Source organism: Rhodococcus sp. WB9 (genome assembly GCF_007558985.1).
In the GTDB taxonomy this organism is placed as follows: domain Bacteria; phylum Actinomycetota; class Actinomycetes; order Mycobacteriales; family Mycobacteriaceae; genus Rhodococcus_F; species Rhodococcus_F opacus.
Map to the genome: position 1 here is coordinate 918,613 of NZ_CP041769.1, position 16,778 is coordinate 935,390.

A 16,778-nucleotide genomic window follows, 5' to 3' on the forward strand; every position below is an offset into this window, starting at 1 on the left:
GACCTCCGGGAATCAGCGGACCTCGAGGAGCTGGGTCGGCATGGCTCACATTTTGATCGTCGGCGGACATGACGAGACTTTCCGAATGATCGAAGATCTACCGGTCGAGCTGTCTGTGTTTCAGAATTCCGAATCGGTCACCGCGCGGCAGGCCAGGCGCGCCCACCGGCTGTGCGTATTCGACTACCGCAACCAGGCAGAGGCGCTCAGCATGGCGCAGGAGCTGCACGAGGTTGAACCCGTCGATGCCGTCGTGTCATTCACCGAGCACGGCCTCATGCCGGCCGCCGTGATCAAAGAGGCATTGGGCATCAAGGGCAATGCGCGGGAAGCCGTCCGGTTGACCCGCGACAAGATCGCCATGCGCGAGCACCTGGCCGGCCGTGATCTCGGAGCTGTGCTGACCCGAAGCTGCGATTCGGCCTCCGAGGTACGGAGCTTTCTTCAGTCAGTGGGCGGCCCGATCATCGTCAAGCCGGCTGAAGGCGCCGGCAGCTCCGGTGTTCTTCGCGTCTCCAGCCTTGACCAGGTCGAATCCGCATTCGCCTGCTCTCGCGGCGAGTACCCCGGGCCGACTCTCGTCGAAGAGTTCATCGACGGCCCCGAATACAGCGTCGAATCCTTCACCACGGATGGCCGGCACGAGATCATCGCGGTGACCGCAAAAACCACCACCGGCCCGCCACGGTATATCGAAACCGGTCATCTGATGCCGGCCGTGCTCGCGGCATCGGCCCTTGCCGAGCTCCGCGATCTCGTCACCGATTTCCTCAGTTCGATCGGTCATTCCTTTGGGCCGGCCCATACCGAAGTGCGTATCGGTTCGGCCGGGCCACGGATCATCGAGGGCAATACCCGTCCTGGAGGCGATTTCATTTGGGAGCTGGTGCACCGTGCGATGGGTCGCGATCTGGTCCGGGAGTCGATCTGTCATCTTGCCGGGCTGCCACCGCAATCGCGAGCACCCGGGCGCGGTGCAGGCTGCGTCGCATTCTTTGGTTACGAGAATGTGGTGATCGAACGCGTGCAGGGCATCGAAGCCGCGCGTCAGGCCGAGGGGGTCATCCGGTTGCAGTGTTCTCTCGAACCCGGGCAACACCTCGGTCCGCTCCGGTCCTCTGCGGATCGTCAAGGTGTCATAGTCGCGGTCGGCACTGATCTCGTGGACGCCGAGCGCCGGTTGGCTGAGGCGCAGGCTCGGATTCGGGTGGAGACGAGCGTCTACGTAGATCTCGTACTATCTGCCACTGGTGTGGCTGATGGTTGAGATATACGTGTGTCATGGCTACCCGCATCACCGTGTGGTGGTGTGGGTTGGACCGTCCCACACCGACGCTTCGGGTGCAGGAACATGCTGTTTCGGAGTCACCCCCCGCCCGCGGTGTCACGGTGCGGAGGCTGCGGCGGACCCGGCGATGCCGCGGCCGACGCGGTGTCGGACTGGTCTTGTCCCGGGACTTTCGGACCGGCGCGTGCTCGGCGACCCGAACCGCGGGCAGCTGCCCCCGCCGCCGGGTCACCTTGTTCTTACCGAGCAGCGCGCGTTTGGCCAGGTTCACCCCGGCAATCTGGTCGCGGTTGCCGCCGACCAGGCAGCGGGGACACCATGCGGTGTGACAGCCGCCGGGGCGGGTGAGCGGTTCGTCGCACCCCGGACACTGTGCCGAGGATCCGGGGGCGGGCACCGTGACCACCGCGACACCCACACCCGCGGCGGTGTGCGTGAGGGCGGCGGTCGCTTTACGGCGGGCGGACTGCGCGGCCCGGTTGTTGTTGACTCGTCCGTGTCCGCGGGTCTCGAGGGTGGTGAGGTCCTCGACCGCGATCACCTGCGCACCCGCGGTGGCGGCGTAGTCGGTGACCTGGCGGGCGAAGTGGAATCCCAGTTCCCGGTTGATCTTGCCCCGTTTGACGCCCACCGCAGTCCGATGCTCGTTGAGGACGGCGATCTTCCCCTCGAGTTGGGCGCGGACCTCGGGTTCGGCGGCGACGGCCAGCCGCGTCAACCGGGCCGCCTTGCGGTGCAGCATCTGGCCTTCGGTCTGTAGGCGTGCCAGTTTGATTCCGAGGCCGCGGTCGTCGTACGGCCAGCCCCGGTAATCCGACGACAACCCGGCCGGGCCGTCAGCGGTGATGGCGGCGGCGCCGAGTGTGGACGGGGACCAGTCGACCCCGACCGCGACCGTGCTGGCCATCAGATCGGCGGCGGGGACGAGTTCGGTCGCGGCGCACCGCAACAACAGACCCCCGGCGGTCGAGGACGAGGATCGGCAGATGCCAGTCGGTGATCGCCCGGCCGTGCAGGTGTGCGGGGATGGCCGCGGTCAGCCGGACCCGCCGCCACTGCGCCCGCCCTGCCGGGGCCGAGCAGGTCGGCAGCTTCACCGTCAACACCAACTCACGCCCGGCCGCGGTGATCTGCGTGAGCTGCCGATCCGCGGCAGAGAGTCGGGCCGTGGCGGCGACCTGCGGTGGTCCCTGGACGTCGGTGATCCGCAACCGCGCCGACTGCGCCCCGTCGGTGCAGCGGGCACGGGCGACGAGCTGACGCCGTACACCCCGGGCGAAACCCGCCGGCACCCAGTCCGCGGCGGCGGTGGGCGGGGCTATTCGGCCGGTGGCCGAGTCGAACCGCTCAGACAGCGCCGTGATCGCGGTGTCCCGGTAGGCGAGGGTCCGCAGGGACGCCATCACCTGCGCCGTCACCACCCTGCTCACCCGCGACGGACGTAGATTCCGTCCGGGTAGTGCGGGTTCCAGCCGAGGCGGGCGGCGGCGACATGCCCCTGCGCGGGCAGCCTGCGATCCTGCTGCATCTGCACCACCGTGAGCCTGCCACGGGTATGCCGTCGAGTATCCGGGCGCGCACCGGACCCTGCTTCTCGCGGCTCGGATCACGATCATCCGCAGACACAATGCATCTCATCTAGATCGGTTCTCCCGCAGCAGCTATTCCTGATCGGCCGACGACCCTCGTGCCCTGCCGAGCCCGACACCCCGCAATGCAGCTTCCACCATCTCCGCCGTCGCTGCCGCACCTTCCGGTATAGGCCCGCATCGGAGAGGCGCCGGTCGCGGTCGAAGAGTTGGTAATCCGAACCGATACGCAGAGAAGGCAACCGGCCTTCCGGCGGCGACCTTGCGCACCCCAATGACCGACGACCCACGTATTTCGCAGCGTCACCAATTCGCGGTGAAGAGACAAATACGAGAATCTGATAGATAGCTTTAGATAAATTGACAACAGCTGACAGCCCGCTCCCGCACTGACCGGGCAGATTCACGTTCTGTCCGGTCAGCCACGTGTGGGGCATTGCGTGGGCTGCTCAATCGGTACGACTTGCACGGTCGTCAGGATTTCGCGAATGAGTGAGGTCACTTCAGAGCTCGACCGGCCGGCGACGATACCGCTGACGGGCAATTCGAAATCGAAATAGCTCACGGTCTCCGGAAGAGAAGCGCCCGCATCCAGCTCCTTCCATCGAACAACGTCTGGGTGGGCCTGAAACCGTTCTCCACCCGATATCGCGCAGTACCGCGACGGAAGCAGGTGACCCGGGAACATGAAATCCCCGTAGACCGTACTGCTCGCCGTACTTTCGAACCACCGTTTCAGTGGATTGATTTCGAGAGGTGACCAATCGAGGTTGCAGGCCAAACCGGCCGCGACCAAGTCGATGCCTGTGGCAAGCCGGAATGTCTCCTTGATATGTCCGCCGCCAGGTCGGGCGCCGACCTCCAGGAAAACCATTCCATCTGCGGCCTCGATCATTTCGAGATGAAATGGGCCATTGTCGATACCCACGGCCCGAAGGTACTCGACCGCTACCTTGCAACGCCCACCGTCGTCGTCGACTTGAATCGATCCCTGCGGAACTCCCTGGGCAAACTCGAGGCAAGTGCCCAGATATCTGCTGGCGACGATCGCCACCGGCGCACCGGCAAGCATCACGCCATCAAAGTGGAAGATCGGCCCCTCCACATATTCTTCGAGCTGGAAGCGTTCCGGATCCCAGTCCTCCAGACCCGTAGGGTGGTTGAGAATCGCAGTGCCGGCGTCAGCGTAGGTGGCGAAAACGAAAACATCCTTGCTGGCGGTTCCATCGAGTGGTTTGAGCACGGTCTTCCCAGCCCACGGAGTGACATCGGCGGAGGAAGCGGTGAGCGCCTCATCGCAGCGAACAAATCTGGGCACGCGAAGTCCGCATCCTGCGACTGCGGCTTTCATCGCTACCTTGTCGTTCACGATGTGGACCTGCTCCGGTGATACTCCTTCTGTTCCGAGGCTCCGTCTTATCTGCGCTGCCTCCATCATCTCGTACTGGGAGACGCTGATGACTCGGTCGAAGGCATCGTCGGGGGAGAACAGGGTGCGAACTTCCTCGGCCAGACCTGCTCGACCCGGGCGTTCAACCCTCGTGCAAGGGAGGTCGGGCGGCACGGTCGCAAGTTGCGCGCTCGAGCCCACGTAGACGACATCGTGAATTCCATGATCGATTACACGATGGTATTCGATGAAGGAATACGGAACGCGATGGAGGATGAGCAGTTTCATTTAGAAGACCCCGCTGGATGGAATATCGTTCGGCGAAATGGACTTTCACCTTCCAGTACTATCCCGGGCCGACGGCCGTGAAGCTAGGAACCCTGGGGGGAAGGATGACCCACCTTGCTTGGTCGTCATCTGATCGCGGACCGGCCGTTGGTCAAGTGCCGATACTCGGTTGCAATCGCATCGACCACTGCGGACTTCCCATACCGGATCTCGTCGATGCCGGAAACCTCCATGATTTCGATCGCAGTCCCGCACAGAAATGCGGCGTCGAACGATCCGATCTCGCCGTAGGCGATGTCGCGTTCCGTTACCGAGAGCTTCAGTCGCGGACACAGCTCATCGATTATCACCCTTCGGGTAATCCCGTCGAGGGCCAATTCGGCAGTCGGCGTGAACAATGCGTTTCCCTTGACGAAGAACACGTTCGAGCCGCTCGACTCGCACACAGCGTCGGCTGTCGAGAGGAAGAGCACATCATCGTAGTCGTCGGCCCGCCCGCGGTGGCTCAAGTAGCTCAACGCGTAGGTAGACGACGTTTTCGCCTGATACGGGTGGCAGGAGGCGGGTGCACGCCGCCACGTTGCCGTCGAGAGCCGATATTGCTCCGCGGCCGAATTCGAAGGAAAGGGCAGGGCAAACAGGACCACCTTGGTGGAAGAGCCCTGCGCCTTGAAACTCACATCGGTGTCGTCATAGAAGACCAAGCACTTGATGTACGCATCGGCCAGATCGTTGGCCCTCACCAATTCGTGGCAAGCGTCGGCCAAGTCCGCATTCGAATAGTGCACGGTGTGCCCGAACAACTCGGCGGACCTCCGCAACCTCGCTATGTGGTCGTCGCATTTGAAGATGCTGCCGCCGTACGTGCGGATACCGTCGAACACCGACGTGGCATACGACAACCCATGGGTGGCAGGTGACAGGATCACCTCGTCGAATCGCACGCATCTTCCATCTGCCCAGGCTATTTCGCTGATCATCTCAGTCTCCATGTCGCGATCTCGCGTAGTCCTGCATCGCCTGTGTACGCTGTGTGTTGACCGGAATCAGCCAGTTGTCCAGGTTGACAATGTGAATTGCGCCCACCCGGACCTTCGCGTCGATGGCGCCTCGGCCGAGGCAGACGTCCGCGAAACCCAGCCGATCCGCGAAATGATACATTTGGTAGTAGTCGGCGATATACAGATTCAACCCACGCGGAATTCGGTCGTGGTCCAGTCCCCGAACGAGTTTCGTAAACACGCCACGGTGATCGTCGGCGTAGCTCAGTGATCCGGCCAACGGAGTATTCGAATACTTTTCGTAGTCCAGCTTCACGAAATATTTCTCACCTTCGGACGAGCGTGCCAACATACGCAGCACATCGCTCGTATAGAGGTTCTTGGCGTGTCCGTACTTGGCCACATTCAAGGCCTGAAGGCAGGCGAAATCGCGCAGGACCCGATTGTCTTCTGCCACGTCCGAGAGACGGTGTATCTCGGTTGTGCATGCCGCTTCGGCCTTCCTCGTGAGCCTGACGATTGATTTGTACTGGCTGGGTCCTACCGCGGTTCGCAAGGCGAGGTCCACACTTCGCGAGGACCGGAAGAACGCCGCCTTCATGAATGGAACTGCAATGACGTCGGCGCGCCGACGGCGATCGGATCTGCGAAGGGAAGGGACCAACAACCAGTCGGCGGTTGACGCCAGGCTCGACAACTCCGCCAATGTCCGATCGTCGGGCTCGTCGCACACGGGCATGTAGAAGTATCCGGGTGCGACGAACGCTCGCTCGTGATGCAGGGCGTCATTGCTGCTCACGCTGCCCTGGAGTACCGCGTTCCAGTGCGCGATGTTCCTCAGCGGAAGTTGTGGCCGTGGAACGTTGTGACTGTTACAGAACGCATCGCGTTGGGGCAGCCATTCCATGGTCTTCCTCCTTTCCATTCCAGTTCCGATCGGCTGTCGTGTGCGACTGGCCAGAATTCTCGAGGAGGCGTCGCTCGCCGTTGAAGTGGAAGACTCGGTTGGCAAGTTCGGTCAGCCCGGGATTGTGCGTGATGATGAAGAAGAGCGTGTCCGGCAAGGCAGATATCACGGCTTGCAATATCGAGAGCTCTGCTGTTGTACTCAACTCGGAAGTCGCTTCGTCGAGAATTGCGACCGCCGGGCGATTGATCAACAGGTCGAGGAGCGCCAGCCGCTGCAGTTCCGTCTTGCTCAGATTCAACTGACCCGTGGCAGGGACGGGCTCGTCGAATCCGGACGGTAGTCGCCCGACGACGTCTGCCACGTCGAGATAGTCGACGACGCGAGCCAATTCGAGCGGTAACGGGTTGTTGAAGTGTTCGATCAATCTGCCTGGCTTGAAGATCGGACTCGACGTCAGGAGGAGGATGTCTTCGGTGTGGGAATTCGAGACGTATCCCGTCGTTCGGCCCAATGTCGAGAGGACGCCTGTTGTCGGCTGTAGACTGCCCACCACCAGCTTCGCAAATGTCGACTTACCGACCCCGCTCGGGCCCATGATGACCACGACGTCTCGGCTGGCAAAGGACTCGGAAAGCTCTTCCAGCAGCACCGCCCCGGTGTGCGGCGCGACGTACGTTACCTCCGAAAATGCTACGGGCGCTGCGTCTTCAACTGCTGAGCCGGTCCAGCACGGCGCCGGGCCGGTCGGAGGCGTGAGGAGACGATCCGCGCTGTCGAGAACCTGTCTGAGGTCCACCAGACAACGGCCCACTCGGGCGAAAACAGCGATGAGGCTGTACGAGAGACTGAGCGCGAGAACACCGCTGAGGCCGGGTCCGCCGCCGGCCTGGACAAACACGGTTGAACCGACGACGACCGACAGGAAGAGCACACCCATCAAATCGAGCTTGTAATTGAACCAGCGGCGCGCGCCCGCATTGTCCATCGAAGCGAAGGCGCGATTCATCAAACTCTTGTTCAGCCAATTGACGAGGGCCGAGTTGTCGCGTGCCAAGTCGAATCTCGCTGAGCTCCAGGTAATGGCCTCGACCCGCTCCAACACGGTCGACGTCGTACCGATCTCTCTATCGTTGAAGTCCTGCAGTCGCCTTCCCGATCGCTTCGAACTGTGCCAGTAGGCGAAGCACATCCCGACAAGGGGCAGCAGGACGAATATGTTCTTGCTCAATACGAATGCGGCGGTCGTGAGCAGCAATGTAACCGCACCCAGCGTATTCAGAAGTACTTCTGGCAGAAGTTCGTCGATACGTCGTTGATCCCAAGTCAGTTTGCTCTGATAGTCCTGATCGACCTCGTCGAAGGCCGGCCTGGAGGGCTTTGGACTCATGACGGTCGAGAAGTAGTTCCGACATTTTCGGGATGCCGCCACGATGCTGCGTTTGACTATGAACAGGGAGGTGAAAATCGACAGGAGGGCCCCGGCGGACAGTGCGGTGATGAGGGTTGTCGCTGCTGTCCGCGCATTCGTGGTCGAAATGCCGCTGGCAGCTGTGTAGTCACCGACAATCGTCAGAACGTCGCGGCACGCAAACAGGACGCATGCGACAACCGCGACTTTCGCGACGCCCAGGCTCATCAGACTGCGGCGTGACGAAGTCGAGAATTCCGCTCGGTCCACGCCCTGGGGACAGCGAGCGAACGACCGAGCCTCGCGAGCGAGATGCCTTTTGCGTTCTCGAGCAGGATTCGCCGCACGCGGTGTGAGGTTTCGCATCACCTCCACGACTTCGCCTCCGGCCACTACCCATATCTCGTCTGCAGCATCTTTCTCATCGGACTTGTCCGTTGCATAAATGACCGTGGTGTCGTGCCACGGCCCGCGCAGAAGGGAGGCCAACAGCCCATTCGCCAGGTCGTCGTCCAGCCCTGCTGTGGGCTGATCCAGGTAAACGAACTTCGGTTCGGCCAATATTGCCCGTGCCAGTTCCAGCCGCTTCCCCTGACCGCGGGACACGTTCCAGCCCTCGGTCCGGTCTCGTGACTTGCTCGAGAGGTAATCGCCGTAGAAGGTTCCGGGAAGTCGGGACAGTGTCAAGGCTCGACGGGCCTCGTCGTCGGTAAATTCGCTTCGATAGAGACACAAATTCTCGTAGAGCCCGCCAGGGAATATCCACGGTTCATCCGGTACGAAGAACGTTTTGCTGTTCACCTGGCTGCTGTGGCGTGCACCGATTTTCAGAACGGATGTCTTGCCACTGCCTGCGGCGCCGACGACGGCGATGTGCTTCGCCGTTGTCGCCGGTAGGCGCGTTGCGGTCGCATCGGTGTCCAGCGAGTGCGGACTGGATAGATACTTCGCAACGTTGGAGTGCCCGACAATGCCCTGGGACAGACTCTGAACAATGAAGGGGATATTGTTGGCGACGGATTTCAAGCCTCCGACCAGCGCCATTGCGGACAACAGGCCTGCTGGATCGACGTAACCAACGTGGGCCAGCTGGGTAAACACCGCGGCAAGCATGGCAACGATCGGAGTGAGTGTCGATATGAGGTTGATCCGCGCGATGAGATGCGCCGCTTTCAGGAGCGCGCGCTCCTCGCCATCTCGCTTGTCGGCATAGCGCCGAAATAGTTCGTCATTCCAGTTCTTGAGCCACGCGAGCAGGCGATTGTTCAGCGAAAACAGGCCGACTTCGATGCGATCTGCCGCCGTCACCGACAGTGCAGCGTGCGCGGCATTCAATTGTTTTGCGTTCCAGTAGATCACCGCGGAACTGACGAGAATCACCGACAGTGCCGCCAGAGCGCTCAGTCCCAACGCCACGAAGAAGTACGCGGAGGTAAAGGTGATAGTTGCGAGTGCCAGAATGATGAAAATGAGTCCTGACCAAGCATTTTCGACGCGTGCTGCCTCCCGGTCCAGGAGCGTGACCAGGTCGGCCGGTTGGTCGGAAGGGGCAATGCTGCGTTTCTTGTGCAGCAGCCTTTGTTCGATGTATGTCCGGGCTCCGATGCCTACCACGTCGGCTTGCATGAAGGTGTGATTCAATGCAAGCCACGCCAAGTAGGTCAGCACGATGCAGGTGATACCAAGCGTGAGGTTCGTCATGAGTGCTGGATCGCCGGTGACGAGGTGCTGGATCAGCGATTTCAGCGTGATCGCAGCACCAAAGGCGCATCCTGCATTGACCGCGATGGCCACGAGCCCGAGCATGATGTCACGACGAAGTCCGCCGAAGACGGATCTGCTCAGTCGCTCGCCTCGGAGCGCGTTCACGCTGTCCCGCTGCGCCGCGTCACACCACCGCTGCCATCTGGCAAGGTGCGAGGCGTTGGGCACAGGGTCGAGTCGAGTTCGGGGTTTGGGAACCTCGAACCAGACGACTTTCCTGAGGACGCTCAGCATGTGGAGTACGTGGGGACCGCCGTGTCGGCCAGGGCGAGCGACGCGATTCTGTCGCACAATTGCGTGATCATCTTCCATCCCTCGGCGAGTGCTTCGCGGAGTTCTCGAATCTCGGCCGGCGTTGCGCGATCGAGCAGATCGATCCCCATACTCACGTGCTGGCCGTCGTCTTCTCCGTGTTCTTGGAAGTGCGGAATTGCCGGAAACGCTCGCGCCGCTTCCCGGTGCCAGATTTCGCCACTACCTTCAAGCACCACATGCATCAGCAGAGTGCGCACCATGTCGCTCCGGTACAGCATTTGATGCCTGAACCACTCCATTGTCGATACGAACGTCTCATCGGTGACCGGCGCGTGCGCTGATCCCCGTTGGTTGCGCAGGTTGTCGTTATGGCCCAGTTCCTCGACCAGATGGTCGAGCGCCACCTGCTTGTGCGCCGTATCGGTAGTCATCGCGACACGCAGGTGCAGCAGGTCCTGAAACACGTCCGACCAGGTCTGCTGGCAGTCGAGAAGCCGTTCCCGAACGTGGGGGTCGTCGAACGAGGGGGCATCGATCAGCCGCAACAGGCTGCTGGTACCAAATTGCTGCAGGTACTTCTCGTTGTCCGCCAGGAGCACAGCCGCCCGATTCGGTACCTCGCCTGCAAACACCGCGTTGGGCTTCTCGGCGTCCTCGTAGAGTGCCTTGCCGTTGAACTGGATCGAGAGCGCCCAGAAACCGTCCCGGGTTCCTTCGAAGCCGTGCCAGGAGTCGCCGGGGACGAGGATCATGTCTCCGGCACCGACCTCCTGCTCAGCACCGCCCATCGTTCGTCCGGAACCCTCGCAGATCAGGATCAGACTGGGCTCCGGGTGCTTGTGCACCGCCAGCACCTCACCGCACTCCAACCTGACCCAGCTGATCGCCAAATTGCTGGAAGCAGGAATGAATTGCGCCAACTGAGGGTGTTGGCTGAATATCTTGACGACACCCAGGTTGTGGACGCTCCCGCCGACAACGGCTTCGTTGATCGTCTCGAGTGCGCTTCTGGCGATTATGTGCATAGATTTCTTCCTTCTGTGGGATCGACCTGCCTCGAGTTCTGTATCGCTCCCAATCCTGGGCACGTGCCTGCGGGCGGAACAGGCACCCCAGGGTTGAAAACGTCACCCCCCCAGCGGAAAGGGTGTCGAGAAGTCTCCCTAGGGTGTCTATCCGCATTCGCCGCGCGTCGTCGAAGATAGCTGAACACCGCAGTACGGATGAGAGGCGAGTTTCGCATTGATTTCCGAAACGCTGCTCGAAGCCGAGCAGAAATTTGTTCGTTCCGGCGTGATCGGCGTCGGAGGCACGTGCCTTCAGGCTGCTGAAGCGACGACCGATGAATTGTCTGGACGCAATATCGAGAATGCGCTCCGACAATGGGAGGTGGGACACGCGGAGTTTCCCCATGCGGCCGTCGCGGCCCATTATCAGACGGTCGGGCGTAACGGGGTCCGGCCCCACCTGGTCGCCATGCTGCAAAACTTCCATAACAACAACCGTGAGCATCATGTTCTCGGTGCCTGGCTACCGATGACGTTCGATGCTCAGGATGGCGACTATCTGTCATATGTCGGGCTCGACTATTTCGACCAGGTCGTCCGGTCCGATGACGCGCAGCGCGTGGACGCATTCGTTGCTGCCGCGGCCATGGACCTCGCGTTGCTGGAGGCGCGAGCACTCGGGAGGTCGGCACACGCCCCCCAGGTGGTCCGGACGCGTGCAGTGACACGGGTCGTGACCCAACTCGACAGGCTCGCACCCGATTTCTCGCTCGATCCTTCCGTCGCTGCGGCCGGTCTTGCGGCGCTGGCTCAGCCGGGCGCCGACTACAGTTCGTTTGCTTCAAACGCCGCGCCGGCGCTGAACGGCGTCCCCGAAGAGATCGGAAGTGCAGTTCGGCTGACGTTGTTGCCGACGACGCGCCTGCACGACGAGCAGATGTTCATCCGCTGCATCCAGATCTTCGAAGGTCTGTATCGGCAAGTCGCAACAGCGATTTCGATGGCGATCCGTGACCTGCGCCACGGTCTGGCCGCAGCGGCAAAGGGTCGCCTCGACCGGGCGTCGATCCGCCTCGAAGCGGTGCCTGCGCTCTTCCGGGTTCTCACGACGATGCCGGTTGACGCCTTCTCGATTATTCGCGGCTTCACCCATGGGCGGAGCGCGGTGCAGTCGCGCGCGTTTCGTGAAGTCGAGTTCGCCTGCGCTCCACTCGATCCCCGTGACTTCGAGCATATTGGGAAGATCGATGTCGGGGACACCACGTTGCAGGACGTGTATCTCTCGATGAGGAAAACGCATCCGGATGCACACGTTCTCGAGGAGGCGATGCGGCGCCTGGACCGTGCGTGGGTTGCGATGAAGCGCGGCCACTGGGGCATCACCCTGAAAGTCATCGGAACGGTACCTGGCACCGGCGGTACGGCAGGCGCGTCGTATTTGAAAAATGCTGCGATGATGTCACTCTTCCCGCGGCTGTCCGAGGTGGCGTGAACATGAGCGATGTCAACCACCGAGTGAGAAAACAAATCATGGGATACATCGTTTCCCAATCTATTTCATCCGTGTGCGAACTGGGTGTGCCCGAACGATTGGCGGACGGTGCGTGCTTGCTCGGCGATCTCGCGGCGAGCGTGGGCGCCGACGCCGACGCACTCGGTCGATTCCTGCGGGTCCTCGTCGCGGAAGGCTTGTTTGCGGAAGTCGGTGCAGGGCGATTTGCGTTGACGGAGGCCGGTGAGCTGCTGCGGGCCTCCGCTCCGGGCTCGCTTCGTCACTTGGTCGGCTTGATGTCGAACGAGGCCTACCTCGTGTGGGGGCATGCAGCGCATTCGATCCGGACGGGGAAGGAATCGTTTTCAGCGGCGTTCGGAAAGCCGTACTTCGAATGGTTGTCCGAGAATCCGTCGGCAGCCGATGAGTTCGCACGGGGCCAAGCAGGGCTGGTCGAGTTGCGTTTGCTGCCTTTGCTCGACCACGACTGGTCTGACGTGGGAACGGTCGTCGACGTCGGTGGCGGGACCGGCGCGCTGATCACCCGGTTGCTCGATCGGCACGCGCATCTGCGCGGAATTTTGTTCGATCTGCCTCATGTGGTCGCGGAAGCGCCGTCGACGTTTGATTCGGCGGGCATCGGTGAACGAACGACAGTTGTGGGCGGAAGCTTCTTCGACGACGTCCCAGGCAATGGTGACGTGTACGTGCTGTCTCAGATTCTCCACGACTGGGATGACGCGTCCGCCGGCAAGATCCTCAGCAGTTGCCGGCAAGCGATTCCGCCAGGTGGACGATTGATGATTGTCGAGCAGGTCCTGCCGGAATCGGCGACAACCCACCCCATGGCTCTGCTGGATCTCCACATGCTGGTTCTCCTGGGAGGTCGTGAGCGCACGATCACCGAATGGCGCCGGCTGTTGACCGACCACGGATTCACGCTGGATTCGATCACGCAAGGTCCCCGGTCATCCGTCATCGAAGCGGTTCCGGTGTGAGCTAGCTGCCCTCGCCTGCGAGTGCGAAGAGGCCGTCGTCGGTCTGCTCGACGAGGCCGTCGATCAGCAGGGAGTGGAGGGCGCGGTCGCGTTGGCCCGGATCGCCCGGCCACACCTGGTCGAGCCGGACGCGTTCGACCGGGGCGGAGCTCTCGCGGAGTACGGCCATGAGCTTGCCGCGCACCTGACGGTCGGTGCCGGCGAATTTCTGGACCTTCCGGCGCTCACCGGTGTGCGGGGGACGTCCGGCATCCACCCAGGCGCAGCTGGGGAGTGGGCAGTCAGCGCATTCGGGCGAGCGGGCGGTGCACACGGTGGCCCCCAGTTCCATGATGGCCGCGGAGAACGTGGCGGCCCGCGCCCGGGTGCGGGGGAGCAGCGCGGACACGTCGGCGAGGTCACGCGTGGTCGAGGGATTTCCCGGCTCGGCGCGTCCGTGCACGGCCCTGGCGACCACCCGCCGGACGTTCGTGTCGACGACGGGGACGCGCTGTCCGTAGGCGAAGCAGGCGACGGCCCGCGCGGTGTAGGCACCGATGCCGGGCAGGCCGAGGAGGGTGTCGACGTCGCTCGGAACCACGTCGCCGTGCTCGGCGGCCAGTACTGCGGCGCACTCGTGGAGTCGCAGCGCGCGGCGCGGGTACCCGAGCTTGCCCCACGCGCGCAGTACGTCGGCTTGACTCGACGCGGCCATGCGGGACGGGACGGGCCAGCGCCGCACCCATTCCTCCCAGATCGGGGCCACTCGGACGACGGGCGTCTGCTGCAGCATGATCTCGCTCATCAGGATGTGCCAGGCGGTGACGCCGTCGCGGCGCCACGGCAGATCCCGGGCCTGTACGTCGTACCAGTTGATCAGCGCGGAGGAGTCAACGGCCACTTCGTCCTCACAAGTCCCTTCGTTCACGGGGGAAACAGATTTTCCGCGGTTGTCACATTCCCGTCGCGACGGTGCGACACGCCCGGTGCACAATGGTCCCATGCCTAATTCCAACCCCGTGTCCGCGTGGAAGGCCCTGCGTCAGGGTAACGACAGATTCGTGAGCGGTACCTCGCTCCATCCCAGCCAGGGCATCGCCGATCGCGCGAAGCTCGTCGGCGGCCAGCACCCCACGGCCGTCCTGTTCGGATGCGGAGACTCCCGCGTCGCCGCCGAGATCATCTTCGACCAGGGTCTGGGCGACATGTTCGTCGTCCGCACCGCCGGTCACGTGATCGACGACGCCGTGCTCGGGTCCATCGAGTACGCCGTCGGCGTGTTGAACGTGCCGCTCATCGTCGTGCTCGGTCACGACAGCTGCGGTGCCGTCAAGGCGACGCTCGACGCTCTCGACGACGGCAACGTGCCGCCCGGATTCATCCGCAGCATCGTGGAACGTGTCGCGCCGTCGATCCTCATGGGACGCCGTGAGGGCCTCACCACCGTCGACGAACTCGAAGGCCGCCACGTGGTGGAGACCGGGGCGCTGCTCATGCAGCGGTCGCGCATCATCGCGGAGAAGGTGGAGAGCGGGGCGTGCGCCATCGCGGGTGTCACCTACAAGCTGTCCGACGGCCGGACTCACCTGCAGGGCGCCGTCGGGGACATCGGTGAGCTCACGGACTGACCGCGACACGCCGCACCCGCTGAGCCGTTGCCGCGCGACGCCGAACTACCGTTGACGTCGTGCTGGAACCGAATGGACCGTTGCCCCCGAGATTTACTGGCGCCGCAGGGCGCTGGCGATCGGCGGCGCCATCGTCGTGTTGCTGCTCGTCGTGTGGTTGATCAACTCGCTTCGTGGTGGCGGTGACTCCGAGACGGATCCGGCGGCAGCGAGTTCCTCGTTGACCACTCCTGTGTCGATTTCCCCGACAGCCTCGGGTTCGTCCACGTCCAGCGGCGGTTCGGGCGGTTCCGGTGGTGGCGGCGGTGGCGCCGCTGCCGCCGGCGGCCAGGCCTCCTCGGGCACGTCCGGTTCATCCGGGGCGTCGAGCAGCGGCGCCTCGAGCAGCACGGCTCCCAGCGGCCAGCCGGTCGCCGCGGGACAGTGCCCGGACCAGTCGCTGGCCATCAAGGTGGCTGCCGACAAGCCGACGTACCTGGCGGGTGAGGAGCCGAGCTTCACGACGGTCGTCACCAACATCGGCACCACACCGTGCGAACGCGATCTGGGCAGCAGCCTCCAGCAGGTGCTCGTCTACACGATCGACGGTGCCGTGCGGCTGTGGTCCAACATCGACTGCTTCCCGCAGTCCGCGGCCGACGTGCGCACCCTCGCACCCGGCGAGCAGGCTCAGTTCACCGTGAAGTGGTCGGCCAAGACGTCCGCCCCCGACTGCCTGACGCAACCGGAACCCCAGCGTGATCCGGTGGGGCCCGGTGCGTACACCGTGGTCGGCCAGCTCGGTCAGCTCCGCAGCGCGCCGGAGCCGTTCAACCTCAGCTGATCCTCGGTGCGGGGTCGAGGCGCGAGCGCCGATCGAATTCCTTGTCGAGGTCGGTGTGCTCGGGGTCGGCGAGCAGCGCCGCGAGAAGGATGCGGGCCTGACCTGCTCTGAGGTCGGTGGAGAACAGTGCACCCGCCGAAACGAGGTCGTGCCCGCCGCCCCCACCGCCGTACGTGGCGGACGTCGGGCCCTGTGGCACCCGGGTGGTGACCACGACCGGGATCCCGGCGTTCGCGCAGTCCCGGACCGCCTCGACGATCGCCGGGTTCGCGTTCCCGGATCCGAGCCCGTCGAGCACCAGCCCCTGAGCCCCGGCGGCCCGGCACGCGTCGATCTGGACGCGGTCGGCCCCCGGATAGGCGGCGACGATGTCGACGCGGGTTCCGGAGATCGGATGCCACGGCAGCGGATCGAGACTTCGCCGCGGGGTGACACCGGCGGGGTGGACGGATCGGAACGCGTCGAGGGACGTCGTGTCGACCTTCCGCGTTCCTGCCGCCCGGTGCAGGGCGCTTCCGAACGCGATGAGGACACCCGCTCCGCGCAGAGCGGGGTCCGATCCCGCGGCGACCGCGTCGGCCAGATTGGCCTGGGCATCGGATTCCGGGTGGTCGAACGTGCGCTGCGCACCCGTGAACACCACCGGCCGCGGGTCGGCGTGGTGGAGGTCGACCAGGTACGCGGTCTCCTCCATGGTGTCGGTTCCGTGGAGCACGACCACCGCGTCGAGATCGGGATCGCGCAGTTCCGCGGTGACGGCGTCGCGGACGCGGTCCATGTCGGCGAACGTCATGCTCGAACTGTCCTTCGACATCACGTCGACGACACGGAGTTCCGTCCCGGTCCACGCACTGCCCAGCAGATCCGGGCCTGCGACCACCGGTCTGCTGACACCCTGCCCGTCCCGCCTGCTGGCGATGGTGCCTCCGGTGGTGACGACGGCGACTTTCGGCACTGT

At 63.4% G+C, this 16,778-nt stretch carries 11 protein-coding genes and 2 pseudogenes; 5 read left to right on the forward strand and 8 right to left on the reverse strand.

The window, feature by feature from the left end; translation table 11 throughout:
• Positions 1-40: 40 nt before the first annotated feature.
• Positions 41-1,267, forward strand: coding sequence for an ATP-grasp domain-containing protein (locus tag FND50_RS04440; protein ID WP_144284876.1), 1,227 nt, complete (start codon positions 41-43; stop codon positions 1,265-1,267).
• Here the strand turns inward: FND50_RS04440 and FND50_RS36655 are convergent.
• From FND50_RS36655 to FND50_RS04475, 6 genes and pseudogenes are all read right to left on the reverse strand, one after another.
• Positions 1,222-2,813, reverse strand: a pseudogene (locus tag FND50_RS36655) (zinc ribbon domain-containing protein); the annotation flags it as partial. The gene FND50_RS04440 and the pseudogene FND50_RS36655 sit on opposite strands and share 46 nt — an antisense overlap.
• Positions 2,814-3,295: 482 nt before the next feature.
• Positions 3,296-4,555: an acetyl-CoA carboxylase biotin carboxylase subunit family protein gene (locus FND50_RS04455; RefSeq protein ID WP_144284877.1), complete on the reverse strand. Its 1,260-nt coding sequence runs from the start codon at positions 4,553-4,555 to the stop codon at positions 3,296-3,298.
• 125 nt (positions 4,556-4,680) lie between these two features.
• A complete protein-coding gene (locus FND50_RS04460) occupies positions 4,681-5,499 on the reverse strand; it encodes an aminotransferase class IV (protein ID WP_260850897.1) in 819 nt (272 codons plus the stop codon).
• A gap of 37 nt (positions 5,500-5,536) precedes the next feature.
• Positions 5,537-6,463, reverse strand: a complete 927-nt coding sequence (locus FND50_RS04465; RefSeq protein WP_144284879.1) for a hypothetical protein — start codon at positions 6,461-6,463, stop codon at positions 5,537-5,539.
• Complete coding sequence (locus FND50_RS04470; RefSeq protein WP_144284880.1) at positions 6,429-9,872, reverse strand: ATP-binding cassette domain-containing protein; 3,444 nt, start codon at positions 9,870-9,872, stop codon at positions 6,429-6,431. The genes FND50_RS04465 and FND50_RS04470 overlap by 35 nt, the downstream gene beginning before the upstream one ends.
• On the reverse strand, positions 9,866-10,918 hold the full coding sequence (locus FND50_RS04475) for a cupin domain-containing protein (RefSeq protein ID WP_144284881.1): 1,053 nt from the start codon (positions 10,916-10,918) through the stop codon (positions 9,866-9,868). The genes FND50_RS04470 and FND50_RS04475 overlap by 7 nt, the downstream gene beginning before the upstream one ends.
• A gap of 217 nt (positions 10,919-11,135) precedes the next feature.
• Here FND50_RS04475 and FND50_RS04480 point away from each other — a divergent pair, with 217 nt between their 5' ends.
• Both FND50_RS04480 and FND50_RS04485 read left to right on the forward strand, forming a co-directional pair.
• The gene (locus FND50_RS04480) at positions 11,136-12,392 is read left to right on the forward strand and encodes a hypothetical protein (RefSeq protein ID WP_144284882.1); all 1,257 of its coding nucleotides are present in this window, start codon (positions 11,136-11,138) and stop codon (positions 12,390-12,392) included.
• A gap of 2 nt (positions 12,393-12,394) precedes the next feature.
• Positions 12,395-13,390, forward strand: coding sequence for a methyltransferase (locus tag FND50_RS04485; protein ID WP_144284883.1), 996 nt, complete (start codon positions 12,395-12,397; stop codon positions 13,388-13,390).
• 1 nt (position 13,391) lies between these two features.
• Here FND50_RS04485 and FND50_RS04490 read toward each other — a convergent pair whose 3' ends face one another.
• Positions 13,392-14,270, reverse strand: coding sequence for an A/G-specific adenine glycosylase (locus FND50_RS04490; RefSeq protein ID WP_144284884.1), 879 nt, complete (start codon positions 14,268-14,270; stop codon positions 13,392-13,394).
• Between the two features lie 100 nt (positions 14,271-14,370).
• Here FND50_RS04490 and FND50_RS04495 point away from each other — a divergent pair, with 100 nt between their 5' ends.
• Together FND50_RS04495 and FND50_RS04500 are read left to right on the forward strand one after the other, a co-directional pair.
• Complete coding sequence (locus tag FND50_RS04495) at positions 14,371-14,997, forward strand: carbonic anhydrase (RefSeq protein WP_005262194.1); 627 nt, start codon at positions 14,371-14,373, stop codon at positions 14,995-14,997.
• A gap of 59 nt (positions 14,998-15,056) precedes the next feature.
• Positions 15,057-15,820 (forward strand): annotated as a pseudogene (locus FND50_RS04500) (hypothetical protein).
• Here FND50_RS04500 and FND50_RS04505 read toward each other — a convergent pair.
• Positions 15,813-16,775 (reverse strand): asparaginase, encoded by a 963-nt coding sequence (locus FND50_RS04505; RefSeq protein WP_144284886.1) that lies wholly within the window; start codon positions 16,773-16,775, stop codon positions 15,813-15,815. The pseudogene FND50_RS04500 and the gene FND50_RS04505 overlap by 8 nt on opposite strands.
• Positions 16,776-16,778: the final 3 nt, after the last annotated feature.

Coding starts and splice junctions, on each gene's coding strand:
- FND50_RS04470 (WP_144284880.1), bottom strand. CDS start 9,872: ATGCTGAGCGTCCTCAGGAAAGTCGTCTGGTTCGAGGTTCCCAAACCC.
- FND50_RS04475 (WP_144284881.1), bottom strand. CDS start 10,918: ATGCACATAATCGCCAGAAGCGCACTCGAGACGATCAACGAAGCCGTT.
- FND50_RS04495 (WP_005262194.1), top strand. CDS start 14,371: ATGCCTAATTCCAACCCCGTGTCCGCGTGGAAGGCCCTGCGTCAGGGT.
- FND50_RS04455 (WP_144284877.1), bottom strand. CDS start 4,555: ATGAAACTGCTCATCCTCCATCGCGTTCCGTATTCCTTCATCGAATAC.
- FND50_RS04485 (WP_144284883.1), top strand. CDS start 12,395: ATGAGCGATGTCAACCACCGAGTGAGAAAACAAATCATGGGATACATC.
- FND50_RS04465 (WP_144284879.1), bottom strand. CDS start 6,463: ATGGAATGGCTGCCCCAACGCGATGCGTTCTGTAACAGTCACAACGTT.
- FND50_RS04440 (WP_144284876.1), top strand. CDS start 41: ATGGCTCACATTTTGATCGTCGGCGGACATGACGAGACTTTCCGAATG.